General features: G+C 62.7%; 19 protein-coding genes. 6 read left to right on the top strand and 13 right to left on the bottom strand.

The annotated features are described in order from the left end of the window. Window positions 1–40: 40 nt before the first annotated feature. Together ACH196_RS25195 and chpT are read right to left on the bottom strand one after the other, a co-directional pair. The gene (locus ACH196_RS25195) at window positions 41–430 is read right to left on the bottom strand and encodes a PleD family two-component system response regulator (protein ID WP_396649677.1); all 390 of its coding nucleotides are present in this window, start codon (window positions 428–430) and stop codon (window positions 41–43) included. Window positions 431–576: 146 nt separating this feature from the next. Further along, entirely contained in the window at window positions 577–1,215 is a 639-nt protein-coding gene (chpT, locus tag ACH196_RS25190; protein ID WP_396649676.1) for a histidine phosphotransferase ChpT, read from the bottom strand. 383 nt (window positions 1,216–1,598) lie between these two features. Here chpT and ACH196_RS25185 point away from each other — a divergent pair, with 383 nt between their 5' ends. Continuing rightward, on the top strand, window positions 1,599–2,138 hold the full coding sequence (locus ACH196_RS25185; protein ID WP_396649721.1) for a DUF1134 domain-containing protein: 540 nt from the start codon (window positions 1,599–1,601) through the stop codon (window positions 2,136–2,138). Between the two features lie 177 nt (window positions 2,139–2,315). Further along, window positions 2,316–3,572: a hypothetical protein gene (locus tag ACH196_RS25180; RefSeq protein ID WP_396649675.1), complete on the top strand. Its 1,257-nt coding sequence runs from the start codon at window positions 2,316–2,318 to the stop codon at window positions 3,570–3,572. On the opposite strand, the gene ACH196_RS25175 is transcribed toward ACH196_RS25180, so the two are convergent. From ACH196_RS25175 to ACH196_RS25155, 5 genes are all read right to left on the bottom strand, one after another. Continuing rightward, entirely contained in the window at window positions 3,532–4,374 is an 843-nt protein-coding gene (locus ACH196_RS25175) for a TrmH family RNA methyltransferase (protein ID WP_396649674.1), read from the bottom strand. The two genes, ACH196_RS25180 and ACH196_RS25175, sit on opposite strands and share 41 nt — an antisense overlap. A 47-nt stretch (window positions 4,375–4,421) precedes the next feature. Then, window positions 4,422–4,718: an ArsR/SmtB family transcription factor gene (locus ACH196_RS25170; RefSeq protein ID WP_396649673.1), complete on the bottom strand. Its 297-nt coding sequence runs from the start codon at window positions 4,716–4,718 to the stop codon at window positions 4,422–4,424. A gap of 173 nt (window positions 4,719–4,891) precedes the next feature. Next, entirely contained in the window at window positions 4,892–5,653 is a 762-nt protein-coding gene (locus ACH196_RS25165) for a HugZ family protein (protein WP_396649672.1), read from the bottom strand. A 72-nt stretch (window positions 5,654–5,725) separates the two neighbouring features. After that, window positions 5,726–6,487, bottom strand: a complete 762-nt coding sequence (locus tag ACH196_RS25160; RefSeq protein WP_396649671.1) for a 3-hydroxyacyl-CoA dehydrogenase — start codon at window positions 6,485–6,487, stop codon at window positions 5,726–5,728. 89 nt (window positions 6,488–6,576) lie between these two features. Next, the gene (locus ACH196_RS25155) at window positions 6,577–7,131 is read right to left on the bottom strand and encodes a GNAT family N-acetyltransferase (protein WP_396649670.1); all 555 of its coding nucleotides are present in this window, start codon (window positions 7,129–7,131) and stop codon (window positions 6,577–6,579) included. 303 nt (window positions 7,132–7,434) lie between these two features. Between ACH196_RS25155 and ACH196_RS25150 the strand changes: the two genes are divergently transcribed. Then, window positions 7,435–8,415 (top strand): glutathione S-transferase family protein, encoded by a 981-nt coding sequence (locus tag ACH196_RS25150; RefSeq protein WP_396649669.1) that lies wholly within the window; start codon window positions 7,435–7,437, stop codon window positions 8,413–8,415. A 231-nt stretch (window positions 8,416–8,646) separates the two neighbouring features. On the opposite strand, the gene ACH196_RS25145 is transcribed toward ACH196_RS25150, so the two are convergent. Beyond that, the gene (locus ACH196_RS25145; protein ID WP_396649668.1) at window positions 8,647–9,504 is read right to left on the bottom strand and encodes a sigma-70 family RNA polymerase sigma factor; all 858 of its coding nucleotides are present in this window, start codon (window positions 9,502–9,504) and stop codon (window positions 8,647–8,649) included. Beyond that, the gene (locus ACH196_RS25140; protein ID WP_396649667.1) at window positions 9,504–9,977 is read right to left on the bottom strand and encodes a carboxymuconolactone decarboxylase family protein; all 474 of its coding nucleotides are present in this window, start codon (window positions 9,975–9,977) and stop codon (window positions 9,504–9,506) included. Before ACH196_RS25140 ends, ACH196_RS25145 begins: the two co-directional genes overlap by 1 nt. Window positions 9,978–10,255: 278 nt before the next feature. Here ACH196_RS25140 and ACH196_RS25135 point away from each other — a divergent pair, with 278 nt between their 5' ends. Beyond that, window positions 10,256–11,173 carry an MBL fold metallo-hydrolase gene (locus ACH196_RS25135; protein WP_396649666.1) on the top strand — a complete coding sequence of 306 codons (918 nt, stop codon included), beginning with the start codon at window positions 10,256–10,258 and terminating at the stop codon, window positions 11,171–11,173. Between the two features lie 121 nt (window positions 11,174–11,294). Then, entirely contained in the window at window positions 11,295–12,209 is a 915-nt protein-coding gene (locus tag ACH196_RS25130) for an MBL fold metallo-hydrolase (protein ID WP_396649665.1), read from the top strand. A gap of 231 nt (window positions 12,210–12,440) precedes the next feature. On the opposite strand, the gene ACH196_RS25125 is transcribed toward ACH196_RS25130, so the two are convergent. Further along, entirely contained in the window at window positions 12,441–15,026 is a 2,586-nt protein-coding gene (locus ACH196_RS25125) for an ATP-binding protein (RefSeq protein WP_396649664.1), read from the bottom strand. A 127-nt stretch (window positions 15,027–15,153) separates the two neighbouring features. Beyond that, a complete protein-coding gene (locus ACH196_RS25120; protein ID WP_396649663.1) occupies window positions 15,154–15,651 on the bottom strand; it encodes an NUDIX domain-containing protein in 498 nt (165 codons plus the stop codon). Window positions 15,652–15,701: 50 nt separating this feature from the next. Here ACH196_RS25120 and ACH196_RS25115 point away from each other — a divergent pair, with 50 nt between their 5' ends. After that, entirely contained in the window at window positions 15,702–16,661 is a 960-nt protein-coding gene (locus ACH196_RS25115; protein ID WP_396649662.1) for a metallophosphoesterase family protein, read from the top strand. Here the strand turns inward: ACH196_RS25115 and ACH196_RS25110 are convergent. Both ACH196_RS25110 and leuA read right to left on the bottom strand, forming a co-directional pair. Then, window positions 16,645–17,385 carry a hypothetical protein gene (locus ACH196_RS25110; RefSeq protein ID WP_396649661.1) on the bottom strand — a complete coding sequence of 247 codons (741 nt, stop codon included), beginning with the start codon at window positions 17,383–17,385 and terminating at the stop codon, window positions 16,645–16,647. The two genes, ACH196_RS25115 and ACH196_RS25110, sit on opposite strands and share 17 nt — an antisense overlap. Before the next feature lie 135 nt (window positions 17,386–17,520). Next, window positions 17,521–19,227, bottom strand: a complete 1,707-nt coding sequence (gene leuA, locus ACH196_RS25105; RefSeq protein ID WP_396649660.1) for a 2-isopropylmalate synthase — start codon at window positions 19,225–19,227, stop codon at window positions 17,521–17,523. Between the last annotated feature and the right edge of the window lie 273 nt (window positions 19,228–19,500).

Genomic DNA, 19,500 nt, shown 5'->3' with positions numbered 1-19,500 from the left:
CCCGCCTTGCGGGCGAGCGGCCGTTTTCAGGCGGTCCTAGTCAAGCCGCCGATGCCGCCGCCGATTTCGCTTCGCTCATCGCGCGGAACCGCTCCAGCAACTGGGCGCGGTTGAAGGGCTTCAGAATATAGCTCTGCGCGCCGGCGCGCTTCGCCCGCATGATGGCGGCCACGTCCATCTCGGTCAGGCAGATGGCGATATGCGGGACGATGGCGCTGGGGATGGCGCGGATGCGGCGGATGACATCGACCGTCGGCAGATCCGGCAGCGCCGAATCGACGATCACGATATCCGGCATGTCGGCCTGGCACATCTCGATTGCTTCCAGCCCGCTGCCGGCCTCGACCATCACCATGTCCGGACCGTTGAGGATGCGCTTGGCGACCTTGCGGATGACGCTCGAGTCGTCGACGAACATACAGCGCTTCATCCTCAGCCCTCATATCCGCGGCCCAGCGACAAGCCGTGGCGTGGTCTCGCTGACGTTAGGACAGAGCCGGTAAAAATCGAGAGAACGTCTTAGGTAAAGTTTCCGCTAAATTTGCGGAATCTCAACCGCCGCGCGATCCTTTCGCGTCATTCGGGCCGCGACGCGGAGAAGACGATCTCGTCGGCCGTGGCATGGATCGAAATCGGCATGCCGGATTCCCGCGACAGAAGCAGCGTGTAGTAGGGCTGCACGGCGTGCGCGTCGATCGCTTCCTCGGGCCGGTTGCCGGAGTGCAGTTCCAGAAATTTCGGCGGCACGCGCAGCATCGGCCCGCGCGCCGAGACGGTGAATTTCGGATTGCCGTCGGTGCCGTCCAGCTTCACGGAAATCCTGCCGCCGCGCGGGATCGCCGCATTGGCGATGAGCACGAGGTTGAGCAGCAGCTTGACGACGTTCTTGGGCAAGAGCCAGCGCGGGCCGTTCCATTCGAATTCGGGTTTTTCGTTGCGCAGGAAGGCGGTGGCGACCGATTCCGCGTCGCCGGTGTCGATGACCATTCCCGCCGATCCGGCGGCGCCGAAAGCGATGCGGGCGAATTGCAGCCTGGCCGAGGCGTTGCGCGCGCTGGCGCGGATCAGGTTCATGGCGTCTTCGTCGGCGCCGCCCTCATCCAGCAGTTCGAGCCCGTTGTTGATCGCGCCGACCGGCGAGATGATGTCGTGGCAAACCCTGCTGCAGAGAAGTGCTGCGAGATCGGCTGCGGAAAGCGTCAGAATGTCGGCCATCGATTGTTCATTCCCCGGCGATCCCCTCATGTCGGAGCAGGCCACGCTCGCCGTGCCGGCCTGCCCGAATCATGCCTGTTTCGCGGCTGTCTGGCTATAAGGCATCCTGACCCATCGGCAAATCCGGCCGGCCGGCAGATCGGGATGCGGCCGTCCGGAAACACGATGCTTGCAGGCAAAAGGCGGTTCCAGCAGGTCTTCGAACCGCCATCTTCATGTGAGAGCTTAATGGTTGAAAAAGGATTACGGCATAGGGTGCCATGGTGAACTTCTCGAGCGGCCATCAAGAGCCGCCGAAGGCAGGGACGTCGGCGAAGCGCTCGCGGACGGAGATCAGAAGCATGAATTCCCGAATTTTTGGCCGGTTCGCGTTCCGGCTTGTGATGATCGTTGCGACGCTGATCGGCGCGATGAGCCTGGCGGCGACGCCGCTCAAGGCACAGGAATATACGGCGCGGGAAATCGTCGATTCGGGACACCGCTTCTTCGGCGCGACCTCCGGCGGGCTGGCGACGGCCATCGAGACCATCTTCTCTTCCTACGGACTGCCGAACGGCTACGTGCTCGGCGAGGAGGGTTCCGGCGCCTTCGTCGGCGGCCTCACCTATGGCGAAGGCAAGCTGTTCACCAAGAATGCCGGCGATCACAAAGTGTTCTGGCAAGGCCCGTCGGTGGGCTTCGATTTCGGCGGCGAAGGCTCGCGCATCATGATGCTGGTCTACAACCTCGATCAGGTCGACGCGCTCTACGACCGCTTCGTCGGCGTCGCCGGTTCGGCCTATGTCGTGGCCGGTGTCGGCTTCAATGTGCTGAAGCAGGGTGATGTGCTGCTGGTGCCCGTGCGCACCGGCGTCGGCGCGCGGCTCGGCGTCAACGTCGGCTACCTGAAGCTGACACGGAAGGCGACCTGGAACCCGTTCTAGGGTCTGTCGATATTCAGGCCATGGCGGCCTGCAAATGGCATTTTCGGCGCGCCCTGGCCTGAACCTCAACAGACCCCAGGTCTTCACCACGGCTGGCGTCCTTGCGCTTCCGCTGAAATCCGGCATTAGTGATACGCGAAAGTCAGCGACTTTCGCGTATCGCTTGTAAGGCCTGCCGTGATCCAGTCCGTGCTCTTCTTCGCCCTCGGTTTCCTGTGCGCGGGCTTCCTCGCGCTGATGGTCGCGCCGGCGATCTGGCGGCGGGCGGTAAGGCTGACACGCAAGCGCATCGAGGCATCGGTGCCGCTGTCGCTGGACGAAATCCAGGCCGACAAGGACCGGTTGCGGGCGGAGTTCGCGATGTCCACCCGCCGCCTCGAAATAAGCGTGAAGGAATTCCGCGAGAGGGCATCCGCCCAGATCGTCGAAATCGGCCGGGGGCGGGAGGAACTGCGGCAGCTTGCCGCCGAGCGCGATGACCAGAACCGCGTGCTTTCCGACCTCGAGGCCAAGGGCGCCGCGCTTCGCGCCGAGCTTCGCCAGCGCGAGGAGGAATTGCGGCAGTATTCCAACAATCTGGAAGAGGCGGACCGCGCGCTGGAGCAGCGGGCGGCGGAACTGGAGAAGCTGAATGGGCTGTACGAGAGCGCCAGCCTGTCGTCGACCAATCGCCAGGTCGAACTGCTTGCCAGGGAAAGCGAGGTCGAGAGACTGACAGACGATCTCGGGACGCTGAAAGGCGAGCGGCGCGAGGTCGACCGTCGGCTTCAGGATATTTCGGTTGAATTGCGTGCGGCGCAGGAGACGGCCCGTGTCGAGAAGCGGAAGGCCACGGAGCTGGAAAAGAAGCTTGAGCGCATGGTCGCCACCGTCGCCGATCGCGAGGAGACGATCGAGCGGCGCGAGAAGGATCTTTCGCAGTTCCGCGAACGCCTGAAGACGGCAACGGCGACGGAAAACGACCTCAACGGCAAGCTCGCCAAGACCCTGGAAGAGAAGCTCAGGCTGGAAGCGCAGGCCGCCGACCAGACTTTGCAGATGTCCAGCCTGCTCTCCAGCGCCGGCGGGGGCGACATGCAGGCGGCCGTCGCCAAACTCACCGCTGAACGTCGCCGCCTCGACGAGCGCCTGGTGGTGATGACGCGCGAGAACCAGAAGCTACGGGCGGACCTCGCGGGCCGTGAACGCGCCAAGGCGGAGGAATGGGAGGTCGAGCGCCGCGAAAGCGCGCTGCTGCGCGAGCAGATGAACGATCTCGCTGCCGAGGTGATTTCGCTCACCGCCATGCTCGACGGGCCGGACTCGCCGATCCGCAAGGCGCTGGAGATGCCGATCCCCGGCGCGGAGCAGGGCGGCCGCGCGGGGTCGGGCGTGATCAGCCTGGCCGACCGGGTCAAGGCGCTGAAGAAGATCGCGCCGCTGCCCTTGAGCTGAAATCCTCCCGTTCCGAGAGCCGGTGAAGCGCGATCGCCGAGGTCGCGGCGACGTTCAGGCTGTCGAAATCCGGCGCGATGACGATGCGCACCGTCTGCATCGCCGACAGCAGCGTTTCGGGCAGGCCGTCGCCCTCGGTGCCGAGGAACAGCGCCATGCGATCCTTGCTGGCGATGTCCCTGATGTCGGTTGTTCCGCGCGGCGACAGCGCGATGGGATGGAAGCCGTGGTCCAGCAGATTTTGCGCAAAGCCGGCCGTGCCGTCGAAGCGGGCAAAGGGAACGCGGAAAACGCCGCCAACCGAAACGCGAATCGATTTCCGGTAGAGCGGATCGCAGCAGGTCGGGTCGAGGAAGATCGCGGCCGCGCCGAAGGCGGCGGCGTTGCGGAAGATCGAGCCGATATTGTCATGGTTGGAGATGCCGACCAGGACCAGCGTCAGCGCGCGTCCGGGCGCGGCCTGGAGCAGTTCTGTGGCGGTGGGCGCCGCGCGCCGGTGGCCGATCGCCAGGATGCCGCGGTGGATGTGGAACCCGGCGATCGTATCCATCACCGCGGCGCCGGCCATGTAGACAGGAACGGTCGCCGGCGCCTTGCCAAGCACGGCTTCGAGGCCGGCCAGCCGGCTATCGAGGACAAGGACGGATAGCGCCTCATAGTCGGGTGACGACAACAATACGTCGAGCACCACCTTGCCTTCAGCAACAAACAGGCCTTGCCGGCCGACGAGGTCGCGCTCGCGGATGTCGCGAAAGGCCGCGACGCGCGGATCGTCCGCATCGACGATTCGGATGGGATTCATCAGGCAGGTCTATCCAAGCCGGCGTCGGCTGTGAAGGATTGCCGCCGTCAAGCGAATGCGTAGAGGTCCTGAAGAGCTTGCATGATGGCACGCACCTTTTCCGAGCGGCACGTGTAGAAGATGGTCTGGCGGTCCCGCCGGGTTTCGACCAGCCGCGCCTTGCGCAATTTCGCAAGATGCTGGGACAGAGCCGACTGGCTCAGTTCGACCTTGTCGGCCAAGGCCCCGACCGACATCTCATTGTCGAGGATACTGCAAAGGATTGCCAGGCGCTTTTCGTTCCCGAGCATTGTAAGCAGATTTGCCGCGTCGGCGGCCATCGCCTGGGCGTGCTCGGACTTCATCTTGACGCGTCGCCTCCTCGACGGGGCGGACGGGATGTTTCGATTGCTTTCCTGTCGTTTCTGCACTGTCCGCCCAGGGACACCGCAAGGCCTCCGCATATCTCCAATACAACCTAGCGCGCTTATTGGCGATCTCAAGGGGCTTTCTTGCAATTTGCGGTTGGTCCTACGAGTTATCCCGCACTGGCGCGGGCTGTCCGGGCCATTTCGACGAGAACGGCCCGAAGTTCAGAAGATGCCTGCAAAGGAGTCGGGAAAAACACGCGACGAATCTCGTCGCCCGAGGCGAGGTCGAATCCGTCCGGGTCGATGCCGGTCATCGTCCATCCCCCGCCAGCGGCGCGGGCAAAATGCGCAGCGTAGAGAGCGATGGCGTCGCCATGATCCGAATTCATATGATCGATGGCGCCTTGTTCAGATGCGGCGAGTGTCTCGAGCGCCGGGCTCGCGGTCAGGATATCTTCTCGCGTCAGGGCGTAAGCCTTGCCGAAACCGCCGTTGAGGCTGGCGCCTTCGATCTCCAGGCGAAACATGTGGAAATCGCCGAGGCTGACATAGAGCTTTGCCTTGGGATTCTTGTTGAGATAGCGGCGCTCGGCCCGCGCCTGCTCCGGCGAACCCCTTTCCAGCTTGGTGGCCCGGCAGATCAGCGTGACGCGCGGATGGGCAAGGGGATCGCCCTTGCCCGGTTCGCCGAGCAGCAGCGAGCAGCGCGGATCGACTGTTATCGCTTTTGTGTGGGCCGACAGCATCGACACGAGGATGAGCGGCGCGCCGTCCACATCGGTCGCGACGCCGACGCGGCTGGCGAGCGGCCCGCCGCTTGCCGGGTCGAGCACGGCGAACGCGCCGTAGCGCGCCGCGCGCAACAAGGTTTTCGCCAGCCTGACGGCCTCGTCGTCGGTCGGGCGGATGACGTCGCGTTTCTCGTCCATGGCAGCCTCAACCCTGAATTTTGTCATCCACTTATCGGCGCGCGAGGCCAGCGCTGCAAGTGGCCGCCGGGATTATCGGGGCGCCATTCGGATCGCGCCGTCGAGGCGGATGGTCTCGCCGTTCAGCATCTGGTTCTCGGCGATGTGGACGGCGAGCGCGGCATATTCCGAGGGTTCGCCGAGCCGCGATGGGAAGGGGACGGCGGCGCCCAGCGAATCCTGCACCTCCTGCGGCATGCCGGCCATCATCGGTGTCTTGAAGATGCCGGGCGCGATGGTCATCACGCGGATGCCGGAACGGGCGAGGTCGCGCGCCACCGGCAGGGTCATGCCGACCACGCCGCCCTTGGACGCGGAATAGGCGGCCTGGCCGATCTGGCCGTCGAAGGCGGCGACAGAAGCGGTGTTGACGATGACGCCGCGCTCGCCGCCGGCCAGCGGGTCGAGTTTAGCCGCGCGGTCGGCGAAGAGGCGGATCATGTTGAAGGTGCCGATGAGGTTGACCTCGATCACTTTCCGATAGAGGTCGAGCGGGTGCGGGCCGTCCTTGCCGATGGTCTTCATACCGGTGGCGATGCCGGCGCAATTGACGAGGATACGGGCAGGGCCAAGCGCCCGTGACGCGCCGGCGATGGCGGCCTCGGCGTGTTCGGCGCTCCTGACGTCGCAACTGACGGCGAAGCCGCCGATCTCATGGGCAACCGTATCGGCGCGCTCCAGATCGATGTCGAGTACAGCCACCCAGGCACCTTTGGCGGCCAGCGCGCGGGCAGTCGCCTCGCCCAGCCCGGAGCCGCCGCCTGTGACGAGCGCCGTCTGTCCGCTGATGTCCATGGTCGTCTCCTTGCGTTTGCAGCCAGCCTACGGAGGCCGGCCCGATGACGCAACGGCCGGCGACCCGGCAACGGTGTGCGGTGTCGCGCTCAGCCTGCCTTGCGGATGGGCTCTTGGGTTTCGCGCCAGGCCGGCATGCGTGACTGGTCCTCGTGGCAAACCTCGCCCTTGAGGCGCTCGGCCGCACCGGGCGACAGTTCGTGGACCAGGATGCGGTCGAGATCGACCGGGCGCGGCATGGAGAGCTGGCCGCGCGGAATACGCTTGAAACCTAGCGGGCCGTAATAGGGCTCGTCGCCGACCAGAAGCACGGCTTCGGCGCCGGCCTTGCGCGCAGCCTCGACCGAGATCGCCACCAGTTTTCTGCCGATGCCGAGATTCTTGTGGGCCGGCCGGACCGCCAGCGGCCCGAGCAGCAGCGCGCGGCCTTCGCCTGCCGCGATACGCGTCAGCCGGCAGGAAGCGATCACCTCGCCCTCATGCAGCGCGACGAAAGACAGAAGCCGCTCGTGCGGCCCGCCCTCGCGGATCTTGTAGGCGGCGCGCGCGAAGCGCCCCGGCCCGAAGGCTTCTTCGTTGATATGGTCGATTTCAGCGTCGTGCGCCGGGGTTTCCGGCATGAAGATTACGTCAGCGGGGATCATGGTGAGCAGCGTCCGGTCGGGTGCGAGGAAGAGTTGCTGCGCAGGGCAGCGTCGCCAGTCAGCGCTTCAAGCGCTGGCGCTCTTTCGTCGTCGGTCGAACCGGATATGCGTGCATCTGACCATAGGAAACGCCGCTATCATCAAATTGGCACGGCGTCCATCCGCCTATGGTGCATTTGCGGGCAAATGCCTGATATCGGCGACGCTGTGTTCAAGCCGTGGCGGTTTTGCTTTCGGCCGGACCGTCCTAAATGTCGGGGAGATCGTCGGGGGAAATCCCGATCATGCAGCCGGGAGAACCACATGGGACAACTCGTCGACGGCAAATGGCAGGACGTCTGGTATTCGACCAGGGAGACCGGCGGGCGTTTTGTGCGTTCGGAGGCACCCTGGCGCGACTGGGTCTCCGCCGACGGCAAGCCCGCGCCGGGCCGCACGCGCGGTTTCACGGCCGAGCCGGGGCGCTATCACCTCTATGTCTCCTACGCCTGCCCCTGGGCGCACCGGACGCTGATTTTTCGTGTGGTGAAGAAGCTTGAGGACGTGATTTCGGTTTCGGTCGTCCATCATTTCATGGGCAAGGATGGTTGGACCTTTTTGGCCGAGGACGGGGCGACGGGCGACGACCTCTACGGTCTCGATTTCCTGCACCAGATCTATACGAAAGCCGATCCGCGCTATTCCGGCCGGGTGACGGTTCCGGTTCTGTGGGACCGCAAGGAGCAGACCATCGTCTCCAACGAGTCGCCGGAAATTATCCGGATGCTGAACGCGGCCTTCGACGAATGGGGCGACAAGTCGGTCGATTTCTATCCGGAGGCGCTGCGCACCGAGATCGATGAAATCAATGCGCTGGTCTATCCAGCGATCAACAACGGCGTCTACCGCGCCGGTTTCGCCACTACGCAGGAAGCCTATGAGGAGGCATTCGGCGAACTCTTCTCGGCGCTGGATACGCTGGAGGAAAGACTGTCGCGGCAGTGCTACCTCGTGGGCGGAAAAATCACCGAGGCGGATTGGCGGCTGTTCACGACGCTGGCGCGCTTCGACCCGGTCTATGTCGGCCACTTCAAATGCAACCTGCGCCGCATCGCTGACTATCCCAATCTTTCCAACTATCTGCGCGACCTCTACCAGGTGCTGGGCGTGGCAGAAACGGTCAACATGCACCACATCAAGTCGCATTATTACGGCAGCCACACCACCATCAACCCGACGCGCATCGTGCCGGTCGGGCCGGCGATCGATTATACCGCGCCGCACGATCGGGGGCGGTTTGGATGAGGTAATGCGACCAGCTACGGCCGGCACTCCTTCGCACCCCCCCTGTGTCCTGTCGGACATTTCCCCCGCAAGGGGGGAGATTGCGCCGGCCGCTTGGCTTTCGCCAATCGCCGACGTTGCAGGAAGAGCGGCAGCGATGAAGCTGCCAATCTCCCCCTTGCGGGGGAGATGTCCGACAGGACAGAGGGGGGTGCGAAGGAGTGCCGGCCGTGCAACTGACCCGCGAAATCTTTAATGCAAATGCCGCAGCTTGTCCGGATTCCTCACCACATAGATCGCCGCGATTTTTCCGTCCTCGATCTCCAGCGCGGTGGTCTGCAATTCGCCGTCGGCCTCCAGCGTGACGAAGCCGGGCAAGCCGTTGACGAAGCCGGCGCGCACCAGCGTCGAACCCTTTTCCCGGAACAGCGTCGCCAGATATTCGTGGACCTTCATGACCGCGTCGAAACCGACGAACGGCTTTGTGGCTGCCGAGCGCTTGCCGCCGCCATCGGCGTGCATGCTGACATCGGCCGCCAGCATGGCGCCTAGCGCCTTCATGTCGCCGCTGCGCGAGGCGGCGAAAAACGCCTCGGCAAGCGCGATGCCGTGCTTCCTGTCGAGCTGGTAGCGCGGCCGCGCCTCGCGCACATGGGTGCGGGCCCGCGCCGCGAGCTGGCGGCAGGCGGCAGCGTCACGCCCGATGGTTTTCGCCACCTCCTCGAATTCCAGACCGAACACGTCGTGCAGCAGGAACGCCGCCCGTTCCAGCGGCGACAGGCGCTCCAGCGCCAGCATCAGCGGCAGGGTGACGTCCTCCTCCTCGTCCTCCTCGACGACCGGATCGGGCAACCAGGGGCCGACATAGGTCTCGCGCCGGCGCCGCGCCGATTTGAGCTGGTCGAGGCAGAGCCGCGTCACCGTGCGGCGCAAAAAAGCCTCGGGCTCGCGCACGCCCAAGCGGTCGGCCCCCATCCAGCGGATGAAGGCCTCCTGCACGATATCCTCGGCGTCGGCCACCGAGCCCAGCATGCGGTAGGCGACGCGCATGAGTTTTGGCCGCAGCGGATCGAAACTTGCCGCCGCGTCGATATGCGCCGCCTCTTCCATCAGGCGGCAACTTTCGCCTGGATGGCCTTGGCGGCCTGCGGGTCGACGAACAGGCCGAAGCCGATGGCGAGCCGGTTCCAGCCGTTGATGATGTTGATCATCAGCGTCAGCTTCACCTGTTCCTCCTCGGAAAACTCGGCCTTCAGCGCCGCGTAGGCGACTTCATGCGTGTGGCCTTCCGAGAGTTTTGTCAGCGCCTCGGTCCAGCCGAGCGCGGCGCGCTCGCGGTCGGTGTAGCACGGCGCATCGCGCCAGGCCGAGAGCAGGTAGATGCGCTGCTCGGTCTCGCCCTTCTCGCGGGCGGCGGCCGTGTGCATGTTGAGGCAGTTGGCGCAGCCGTTGATCTGCGAGGCGCGTATTTCCACCAAATGGATGAGGCCGGCTTCGAGGCTGGAATGGATGGTGAGCGAGGTGCCCATCCAGCTTTTCATCAGCGCGGGAGCGGCGGCGAAGGGGTCGAGTTTGGCAGTCATCGGTCGTTCCTTTCCTGGGTTACGACACCATGACGAGACGGCATGCGCCGATGTGACATGGGCGGCAGGAATTTTCCAAATACAGGCGCGCGTCGCCCGCATCGAGCCGGCGGTCGGCCAATCCGCGCTATCCCGAAGTGCAGGTTTATCTGCTCCCCGGATAGCGGAAGCTAGCAGGCCGCACGGTATCGGAGGCCGGGCCGGCGCGCGATCATAGCTCGGCACTAGCGGATCAACAGAAGCCACGCCGCCGCCAAGGCGGCCAGCAGGAGACAGACATGAACGTGGAAAACTTTTCACACGCCACTCGACCGGGGTTGGACGAGCTGGTTCCGTCGCGCTACGCGCTGAAGATCGGCGACATCGAGGTGCTGATCGTCAGCGACGGCGTGCTGCCGATACCGTCGCGGACCCTGGCGCACAATATCGACGCGGCCGTGCGGTCGGCCTGGCTGGAGGACATGTTCCTGTCGCCGGACATGCTCGACTGGCCGCTGAACGTGGTGGTGGTGCGCAGCGGCGGCAAGACCATCCTCGTCGACGCCGGGCTGGGCGCGGACCCGGACCTGAACCTGCCGCAGGCCGGGCGGGTGGTCTCGCGGCTGGAGGCCGCCGGCATCGATCTCGCATCCGTGACCGACGTGGTGCTGACCCATATGCATATGGACCATATCGGCGGGCTGATCGTCGACGGGGTGAAGGAGCGGCTGCGTCCGGACCTGCGCATCCATGTGGCCGCCGCCGAGCTGAAATTCTGGGAAGACCCCGATTTCTCCCATGCCGTCATGCCGCAGGGATTTCCGGATGCGCTGCGACGGGCAGCCAGGAAGTTCGTCAGCGACTACCGCGCCAATCTGCGGCTATTCGACGAGGAGCACGAGGTGGCGCCGGGCGTGCTCGTCCAGCGCACCGGCGGCCACACGCCCGGGCACAGCGTGGTGCGCCTGGCCTCCGGCGGCGACCGCCTGACCTTCGCCGGCGACGCCGTGTTCCAGGTCGGGTTCGAGCAGCCCGAATGGCACAACGGTTTCGAGCACGACCCCGAGGAGGCGGCCCGCGTCCGCGTCAATCTCCTGCGGGAACTCGCGGCAACCCGCGAGGCGCTGGTGGCCACCCACCTGCCGTTCCCGTCCATCTGCCACGTGGCGGTCGACGGTGATGTGTTTCGGTGCGTGCCGGCCGTCTGGGATTATTGACCGGTTAATGGGGCGGGGGCGTCCGCGACTTGATTCAAGACCACTCGATCGCATCAAGGAGGAACGCATCATGTCACAGGTAGGAACAAGACCCCGGCCGAATGGTCGGCGGCAGGCAGTCATGACCTTGGACAACGGCTCGCACCTCGGTCGACCGGGGGGCGACGAGTTGGTTCCGTCGCGCTACGCGGTACAGGTCGGCGACATCGAGGTGCTGGTGATCAGCGATGGCGTGCTGACGCCTCCGGCCGAGTCGATGGCCACCAACGCCGACCCCGCCGTCCGGGGAGCCTGGCTGGACGAAAGATTCCTGTCGCGGGACGCGTTCGATTGGGCGCTGAACGCGGTCGTGGTGCGCTCCGGCGACCAGACCATCCTCATCGACACCGGGATAGGGGGAGAGGTTCCGGACTTCCGGCGGGCCGGGCAGTTCGGCCATCGGCTGGCGGCCGCCGGCGTCGATCTCGCGACCGTGACCGACGTGGTGCTGACCCACATGCACTTTGATCACGTCGGCGGGCTGCTCGTCGACGGGGTGAAGGCACAACTCCGCCCGGACCTGCGGGTCCATGCGTCGGCCGCGGAGGCAAAATTCTGGGAAGCGCCCGATTTCTCCCGCACAGGCATGCCGCCGGCGCTGGCGGAGGTAGCCCGCAGTGCCTCCAAGCGGTTCCTGCAGGAATACCGTGACCAACTGCGCACCTTCGAGGAGGAGCAGCAGGTCGCGCCGGGAGTGGTCGTCACCCGCACCGGCGGGCACACCCCCGGGCACAGCGTGGTCCGCATCACGTCCGGCGGCGACCGGCTGATGTTCGGCGGTGACGCAATTTTTCCGGTCTCGTTCGACCACCCCGAATGGCACAACGGTTTCGAACACGACCCCGAGGAGGCGACTCGCGTGCGGCTCCGCCTGATGCGGGAGCTGGCGGACACCGGCTCGTGGCTGCTGTCCACGCACATGCCTTTCCCGTCCGTCGGCCGAGTGGCAGCCGCAGGCGACCTCTATCGCTGGGTGCCAGCCTGGTGGGATTATTGAGCGCTTGGCGGGTCAGGGCCGAGCGAGGCCGCCGCCGGGGTGTTTCGCACCAAGATTGCTTGTTCGTGCAACGTGTCGAGTGACCAAAATGTTCGCTCCGCCGTTGAGGCGGGGCGGTCGGCAGTGTGCGTGCGGCACATCCTGCGACGGCTGCACGGTCCCCACAGTCCTGACCGGCGGCTAGCAGGCTGGCGACCGCCGCAATTTGGACTAGGTAGCTAACTGTGTCAGTCACTCAATCGTTAATACCAGGGCCTCCAGCTTACCTAATATACCGAACCCAGCATCAGAAATGAGTTCAAATCTCAGCTTTCGTCCGACTTGTTCAGATTCCCGATGCATGCAACCGATTAACGAAATTCCGCTTTCCGGAATGCCATCCGTACGTTTGAGCGAGAGAAAAGCGCTGTTTCGCACAGGTATAATTGTCGGATAATCACGAAAGGAAGTATGTTTATGGTATGTTTCAATATGATCCATAAAAGGAGACTTGTACATAGCTATTCCGTGTTTGGAGGCTAGTGAAACGAGTTGCGAAATGGTCAAAACATGCAATTGATTGTCAGAAGAAATAACTACACGAGCAATCGCCAATGGGTCAACATCCAAATCGCACAGGCTATTCGTGACGTAACACCACTCCATGTCAGTTATTGAAGCTTCCTGCAAAAGGGCAATTTGCTCATCCGCCCACTTCTTCATTGCGGTATTTGAAGCCAATCTCTTTCCAGCATCACGTTTAGCTGTCTGTGGATGGTGGTCCAAATATCCAATGAAACGTGTAGAATCGCGACCGTGTACCGAAGTTGCTAGACCGCCAATACAATTAACGCTTAAAAAATTTGGTGCCTCAGAGCGAAAATTTGATAGTGCTGCCAATCCAACCTTCTCGCCCGAGTCGTTTTCAATGAAGCGAAGCCTATGGGCGCTTTGATCAATAAGATTCTTAACGGTGGAATCAGCCTGATACGTCGAAAAGGATATTTTTTCTAACCAATTTCGCTGGGCAATCGGACTTGTTAGATGATCTATGGGGTCATGAATTATCTCAAAATGATTTTGCTCACCAGCGCGACATTCGACTGTTACGTCGAGGCCGGCAACCAACGCGGCGACAAAATCATTAAATGTTACGCTAAAGTCTTGCCCATCTATTCGATGGCGTTTGATACGGATCGTATTGATGTCAGTGAAGGCATCTTTCAGTGATACCTGAACGCGCGTGGAAATTGATCCGAACGAGGCTGGTCTAGTTGAAGATAAAGTTGGGCGAAGAGTAAGCCCGTTCGGAAAATCAAGGGTGCGGACGTCGTTTAGCCCAGCATCCCATCGTCGGGTGGATACACGCACTGCTTTGGCAACCATAAAGGTGGCATAGAAGCCAATACCGAAACGTCCGACTGATCGGAAGCCCGAGGAGCGCAATCCCGGAAACTCCTCTTGAACCAAGTCGGATAGCCAAAATGAAGTCCCAAAGTCTAAGAACGGACCTGTAAGCACCCGCTCAGACATTCCAATGCCGTCGTCCTCGACAACAATAGTATTTATACCGTATGGCTCGATCTTAAGTTGAACTCGAATGCGCCCTGCGTATTCTGACTCCATAGCTTGTCTGGCCTGGACTGCATCTCTGGCATTCTGGATTAACTCACGAAGAGCTATTTCTAGCTGATTGCTTTCTCCATATAGCTTTGTTCCTCCCAGGCCTTCGACCAAACGTTCGACATTTCCAACGTGTAGTTTAGCGGAGCATGGTTTCCAACCAGAAGCGCGAATATACTCACCTAAACTTTCTGGAGATGTTGCTCCGGCAATTCTTCTTATCCTGAACGCTGGGCTTATTTCCTTTTGCGGTCGAGACGCAAGCAGTTGGTTGACCGATTGTATCTCTCGATCAACCAAGGTAATGGCATCAAAGGCAACCCACCAAGCTTCTACCGACTCGGAGTTAAAATCTCGATTTGATGTGAAAACTGCTGAAGATCCTGTTGGGTCGGATGCATCTTTGTCAATTCTTGCCAGCCAATTCTGCGCTTTCCAATGGTTCAGAGATATCCCATATCGTCTGGTCAACGCCATAAGAAAGTCTGGCGCACGTCGATTGTCTATATGCGCAGCGTCGGCGCATCTGAGAAGGCAAGCAATCTTCACTGGGTCAATTCGCCATTCAAGTGGGAAGGTTCCAGGAGCGTTTACTTGTCCTGACAGCTTCGACACAACATCTTCGATGGGCCAATGATGACTCGCGGCGATCAATCCAATAATATTGCCGTAACGTGAACGAAGTTCTGCATTGTCGATCAGGTAGAATTCACTACCATCTTGTCCAGACCATTTCCGCATCGCTAATTGGGATGCTTGTCGAGCATGAAGCGCTCTTAGAGCGGTGAAGTCAGCATTTGCTTCAATGCTTGAAAGGGGAATGGATTCCTCAGCCCTATCTTTTTCCGTTGCAAATGCGTCGCGCCATTCCAGCGTTTCGCGGAGACCCTCTAGGCCTTTTTCGAACGCCTCGAAGCAAAGGGCGGCGTCATGTAAAAGAATCGCGCCCCCTAAAACAAAGCCCTCCATAGGATTCAGCGGATAGCTTTCTCCAGCAATTAGGTCGGCAGTTTCCCACAATGCGTCTAAATGTGTTATATCGTGAACGGTCAGGTTTGGAAGGGAATGGGCGATTCGCGCAGTGAGAATTGCAGCTCGGTCGCGAAAGCTCTGGTAGTTTACTAACAATAGAGGCAGTTGATCTGAACGGTCGTTCGGCGAGTGCTGGCCGAGGGATCTAAGCCATAGCCCCGTATCCCGAAAACTATAATTCATCTAATCCCCCAATAGGTTCCCGCGAACATACAAATTTCTAGCTACTCGAACCATCGTGCAGTAGCTTGAGATCGAACTTTTCACCAATAAAACGTTTTGCACCGACATCGGATGCGCCTCGATCTGCCTACCAATACCCCGACGCCACCTCCCCTCCAAACACCTCGCCAATCCGCCTTTTCGTCGCCGGCGTGGTCGCCTCCGGCAGGGCGTCGAGCGCGAAGAAGCCGGCCTCGGCGATCTCGCGGTCGGGTTGTTTCGGGCGATCCTGCGCAAAATTCTCGATCAGGTAGAAGGCGACGTGGTCGCGGCGGGTGTTGACGCGGTTCAGGTGGATGGATTTCAGCAGCGGCGGGGCGGTGAAAACGATATTGCCTTCCTCGGAAAATTCCCGCCCCAGCGCCTGCTCGCAGGTCTCGCCGAGTTCGACGCCGCCGCCCGGAAGCTGCCAGCCGGGCACATAGGTGTGGCGGATGAGGAAGATGGCGTTGGCCTCGCGGTCGAAGACCATGCCGCGCACGCCCACCGTCATCGCCCGGCGCAGCAGGAAATATTTGTGGAAGAGGATGGCGCGAAAACCCGGCCAGCCGGTCTGGCGGAACCTTTTGTCGCGGTCGGGCGTCATCGGCATTCCCGAGGCTGGAAAGCGCGGTGGCCGTACCGTAAGTAGGATCGATGCTCAGGCTCGCGCATATTTCCGATGTCCATCTGGGGCCGCTGCCCGCTGTATCCTACCGGGAACTCGCTTCCAAGCGGGTGCTGGGCTATGTCAACTGGCGGCGCAACCGGCGAAAGCTGCTGATCCAGGGCGCGCTGGGCGCGATCGTCGAGGCTATTCGTGCGGAAAAGGCCGATCACCTCGCCGTCACCGGCGACCTCGTCAATCTGGCACTCGACGCCGAACTGGAGCTGGCGCGGCTGTGGCTGGAGACGCTGGGCAGGCCGGAGGATGTCTCGGTCGTGCCCGGCAACCACGACGCCTATGTGCCGGGCGCTTTCAACAAGGTCTGCGCGCTGTGGGCGCCATGGATGCGCGGCGACAATTTTCACGGGCCGCTCGGCCGGCTCAGCTTTCCCTATCTCAGGGTGCGCGGCAACGTGGCGCTAATCGGCGTTTCCACCGCGCGGGCGACGGCGCCGTTCATGGCCAACGGGTTTTTCCGCGAGGAGCAGGCGGCGCGGCTGGCAAAGATCCTGGACGAGACCGGGCGGCGCAACCTGTTCCGGCTGATCATGATCCATCATCCACCGGTGCGCGCCGCCGTGCCGCAGCACAAGCGCCTGTTCGGCATCGCCAATTTCCACCAGACGGTGATCCGGCACGGCGCGGACCTCGTGCTGCACGGCCATTCGCACCTGCCGACGCTTTTCTGGATCGGCGAGCGCAAAAAGCCGGTGCCGGTGGTCGGCGTGGCGGCGGCGGGGCAGGGGCTGGGCGGCCACCATCCGGCGGCGCAGTACAATCTGTTCGAGATTTCCGGCGAGCCCGGCCATTGGCATATCGGCCTGATCAGGCGCGGCCTGACGGCGCCGGGCATGATTTCCGACATCGAGACCCTCGATCTCGGCTCGCCGCGCAAGGCGCCGGCGCCTTTCGAGAAGGCGATGCCGCCGGAAACTACTGCATCGGGTTGACCAGCCGGTCCCAGAACAGCACGACCGCGGCGACCAGCCCGAACAGCAGCCCGGCGAACACGATCCACAGCTCGGACAGCAGGCGCCGCCAGATGCTTATTCGCGGGGGAGCGATCTTTCCCGGAGCCGGAGCGTCCAGCAGGGAGGCCGGAAGTCTTGGTGCTGGCCTGGGCGCGGGTTTGGCCGCCGGCCTGGGTGCAGGCCCTGCAATGGGCCTGGCGACCGGTTGACGCGCAGGCTCGGTAACTGGCCGGGCAGCCGGTTCGGGCGCGGGCGTTCTGGCGGTTTCGACGGCCGGCGCGACATCGCCTTCCATCAAATGCTCGCGCTCGACGATCCGCTCGGCGACATAGCGCGTCACCCGGTCGGCGACCTCGGCCGGCTTTGCCGATTCGGCCAGCACGACGCGGCCGTTGCGCGTGTCCTTGACGAAGCGGTAGGTGCGGCGGTCGCGCCCCATCGCGACGTGGCTGACCGCGTCGATCCACAGGCGCGGCTGCAGGCCGGACGAGATGGCGAAATCAAAAATGTCGATGTCGGCCGGCACTTCGTCGAACACAGGGGCAAGCTCGGCCGCAAGCAGTTGCAGCCGGGTGAGGGTGGCCTCGCGCAGTTCGACCACCACGTCCTCGCGGTCCGCCGCCGCGTTCTTGGCCGCGCTGATCGCCTCCGCCAGCTTGCGCTGCTGGGCGAGCGAGGCCTGTTTCTCGGCCATTTCACTCATCGTTCGACTCCGGCCCGTTAACCCGTTGTTAACATAAACCATGGGCAAGGCCCAGCATTGAGGCGTGTCATGCCGGCAAATGAACGGTGAACAATTTTTTCCGGGTGGGCGGCGTTTGCCGCCCGCCGCGGGGCGCTATTTCCCGCCGACGATACGGTTGACCGCCGATACCACCGCTTCGAGCGAAGCGGCAACGATGTTGGTGTTGATGCCCGCGCCGAAAATGACGCCGCCCGGATATTCCATCTCGACGTAGCTGATCGCCGCAGCGTTCGAGCCGTGCTGGATCGAATGCTCGGAATAGTCGCGCACCGAGACCTCCACGCCGACATGGCGCGACAGCGCGTCGACAAAACCGTCGACCGGCCCGTTGCCGCTGCCCTTGATCGTGATTTCCTTGCCGTGGTCGAGGATAGTCGCCTCGACGATGCGCCGGCCTTTTGCCGCCGTATCCGGAAAGGTCTGGTGGTCGAGGAATTTCAGGCGGCCCCTCGGCTGGTCGATATAGACCTCGCGAAAACGCTCGTAGATGCGTTTCGACGAAAGCTCCTTGCCCTCGGCGTCGGTGATCGCCTGGATGTCCTTCGAGAACTCGACCTGCAAGTTGCGCGGCAGGTTGAGGCCGTAGTCCGCCTGCAGCACATAGGCGATGCCGCCCTTGCCCGACTGCGAGTTGATGCGGATGATCGCCTCGTAGGTGCGGCCGACGTCCTGCGGGTCGATCGGCAGGTACGGCACCTCCCACAGCGGCTTGTTGGCGGTCTTCAGCGCCTTCATGCCCTTGTTGATGGCGTCCTGGTGCGAGCCGGAGAAGGCCGTGTAGACCAGTTCGCCGACATAGGGGTGGCGTTCTCCGATCTTCAATTGGTTGGAATATTCGTAGACGTCCCTCATCCGGGTGATGTCGGAACAGTCGAGCTCGGGATCCACGCCCTGCGTGTACATGTTGAGCGCCAGCGTGACGATGTCGACATTGCCGGTGCGCTCGCCATTGCCGAACAGCGTGCCCTCGACGCGGTCGGCTCCGGCCATCAGGCCGAGCTCGGTGGTGGCGATGCCGGTGCCGCGGTCGTTATGCGGATGCAGCGAGACGATGATATTTTCGCGGTTGTCGAGGTTGCGGCACATCCATTCGATGCGGTCGGCATAGATGTTGGGCGTCGACATCTCGACGGTCGACGGCAGGTTGTGGATCAGCTTGTTACCGGCCGTCGGCCTGACGATCTCAGTGACCTCGTTGCAGATCTCCAGCGCCACCTCGAGTTCCGTGCCCGTAAAACTCTCCGGCGAATACTGGAAGCGAAAACCGCCGCCGGCCTTGGCCGCCATGTCGGTGATCATCTTTGCCGCGTCGGTGGCGATCTGCTTGATGCCGGCGACGTCCTTCTGGAAGACGACGCGGCGCTGCAGCTCGCTGGTCGAATTGTAGAAGTGCACGATCGGGTTCTTTGCGCCCTGCAAGGCTTCGAAGGTGCGAGTGATCAGTTCCGGGCGGCACTGCACCAGCACCTGGAGCGACACGTCGTCCGGTACATTGCCTTCCTCGATGCACCAGCGGGCGAAGTCGAAATCGGTCTGCGAGGCGGAGGGGAAACCGATCTCGATCTCCTTGAAACCCATGTCGAGCAGGAGTTGGAACATGCGCGCCTTGCGCTCCTGGCCCATCGGGTCGATCAGCGCCTGGTTGCCGTCGCGGAGATCGACGGAGCACCAGATCGGCGCCTTGTCGATGCGTTTCGACGGCCAGGTGCGGTCGGGCATGTCGACCAGCGGATAGGGTTCGTATTTCACCGCCGATTGCGGCATGCCGTGCGCGGGGCGGATGCGGGTGGTCTGGTTCATCTTGCTTCTCTCTGCCGCTTCAGGCGCGGGCGCAATGCTCGGCGAAGCGTCTAAAACAGTTTGCTGACTGGAGTGCGACTGGCAAGGAGCAGGCGCCGCCTTCGGCGGTCGAACGACCGCCGGGCGCTCCTCTAGCGAGCCCGGCGGTCGCCGATAAGGCCGAGAAGCAGGATCGCGGAAGACAGCGCGCGCAAGGTCGCCGACGCAAAGGCGTCTCGGCGATTGGCTGCGCTGTTCACGGGCGAGTTCATCGGCGGGTTGATACAGGAGCGA

Origin of the sequence: Mesorhizobium sp. IMUNJ 23232 (genome assembly GCF_044326205.1) — a bacterium.
Taxonomy (GTDB): Bacteria; Pseudomonadota; Alphaproteobacteria; order Rhizobiales; family Rhizobiaceae; genus Kumtagia.
The sequence above is the reverse complement of the archived record's forward strand: the minus strand, read 5'-3'. Positions and strand labels throughout refer to the sequence as shown.

Excerpts from the sequence above, each read along its gene's own strand:
- ACH196_RS25125 (WP_396649664.1), bottom strand. The coding sequence starts at position 15,026 with ATGAATTATAGTTTTCGGGATACGGGGCTATGGCTTAGATCCCTCGGC.
- ACH196_RS25160 (WP_396649671.1), bottom strand. The coding sequence starts at position 6,487 with ATGGACATCAGCGGACAGACGGCGCTCGTCACAGGCGGCGGCTCCGGG.
- leuA (WP_396649660.1), bottom strand. The coding sequence starts at position 19,227 with ATGAACCAGACCACCCGCATCCGCCCCGCGCACGGCATGCCGCAATCG.
- ACH196_RS25150 (WP_396649669.1), top strand. The coding sequence starts at position 7,435 with ATGGGACAACTCGTCGACGGCAAATGGCAGGACGTCTGGTATTCGACC.
- chpT (WP_396649676.1), bottom strand. The coding sequence starts at position 1,215 with ATGGCCGACATTCTGACGCTTTCCGCAGCCGATCTCGCAGCACTTCTC.
- ACH196_RS25120 (WP_396649663.1), bottom strand. The coding sequence starts at position 15,651 with ATGACGCCCGACCGCGACAAAAGGTTCCGCCAGACCGGCTGGCCGGGT.
- ACH196_RS25140 (WP_396649667.1), bottom strand. The coding sequence starts at position 9,977 with ATGACTGCCAAACTCGACCCCTTCGCCGCCGCTCCCGCGCTGATGAAA.
- ACH196_RS25110 (WP_396649661.1), bottom strand. The coding sequence starts at position 17,385 with ATGAGTGAAATGGCCGAGAAACAGGCCTCGCTCGCCCAGCAGCGCAAG.
- ACH196_RS25115 (WP_396649662.1), top strand. The coding sequence starts at position 15,702 with ATGCTCAGGCTCGCGCATATTTCCGATGTCCATCTGGGGCCGCTGCCC.
- ACH196_RS25130 (WP_396649665.1), top strand. The coding sequence starts at position 11,295 with ATGACCTTGGACAACGGCTCGCACCTCGGTCGACCGGGGGGCGACGAG.
- ACH196_RS25195 (WP_396649677.1), bottom strand. The coding sequence starts at position 430 with ATGAAGCGCTGTATGTTCGTCGACGACTCGAGCGTCATCCGCAAGGTC.
- ACH196_RS25165 (WP_396649672.1), bottom strand. The coding sequence starts at position 5,653 with ATGGACGAGAAACGCGACGTCATCCGCCCGACCGACGACGAGGCCGTC.
- ACH196_RS25170 (WP_396649673.1), bottom strand. The coding sequence starts at position 4,718 with ATGAAGTCCGAGCACGCCCAGGCGATGGCCGCCGACGCGGCAAATCTG.
- ACH196_RS25155 (WP_396649670.1), bottom strand. The coding sequence starts at position 7,131 with ATGATCCCCGCTGACGTAATCTTCATGCCGGAAACCCCGGCGCACGAC.
- ACH196_RS25145 (WP_396649668.1), bottom strand. The coding sequence starts at position 9,504 with ATGGAAGAGGCGGCGCATATCGACGCGGCGGCAAGTTTCGATCCGCTG.
- ACH196_RS25135 (WP_396649666.1), top strand. The coding sequence starts at position 10,256 with ATGAACGTGGAAAACTTTTCACACGCCACTCGACCGGGGTTGGACGAG.
- ACH196_RS25175 (WP_396649674.1), bottom strand. The coding sequence starts at position 4,374 with ATGAATCCCATCCGAATCGTCGATGCGGACGATCCGCGCGTCGCGGCC.
- ACH196_RS25185 (WP_396649721.1), top strand. The coding sequence starts at position 1,599 with ATGATCGTTGCGACGCTGATCGGCGCGATGAGCCTGGCGGCGACGCCG.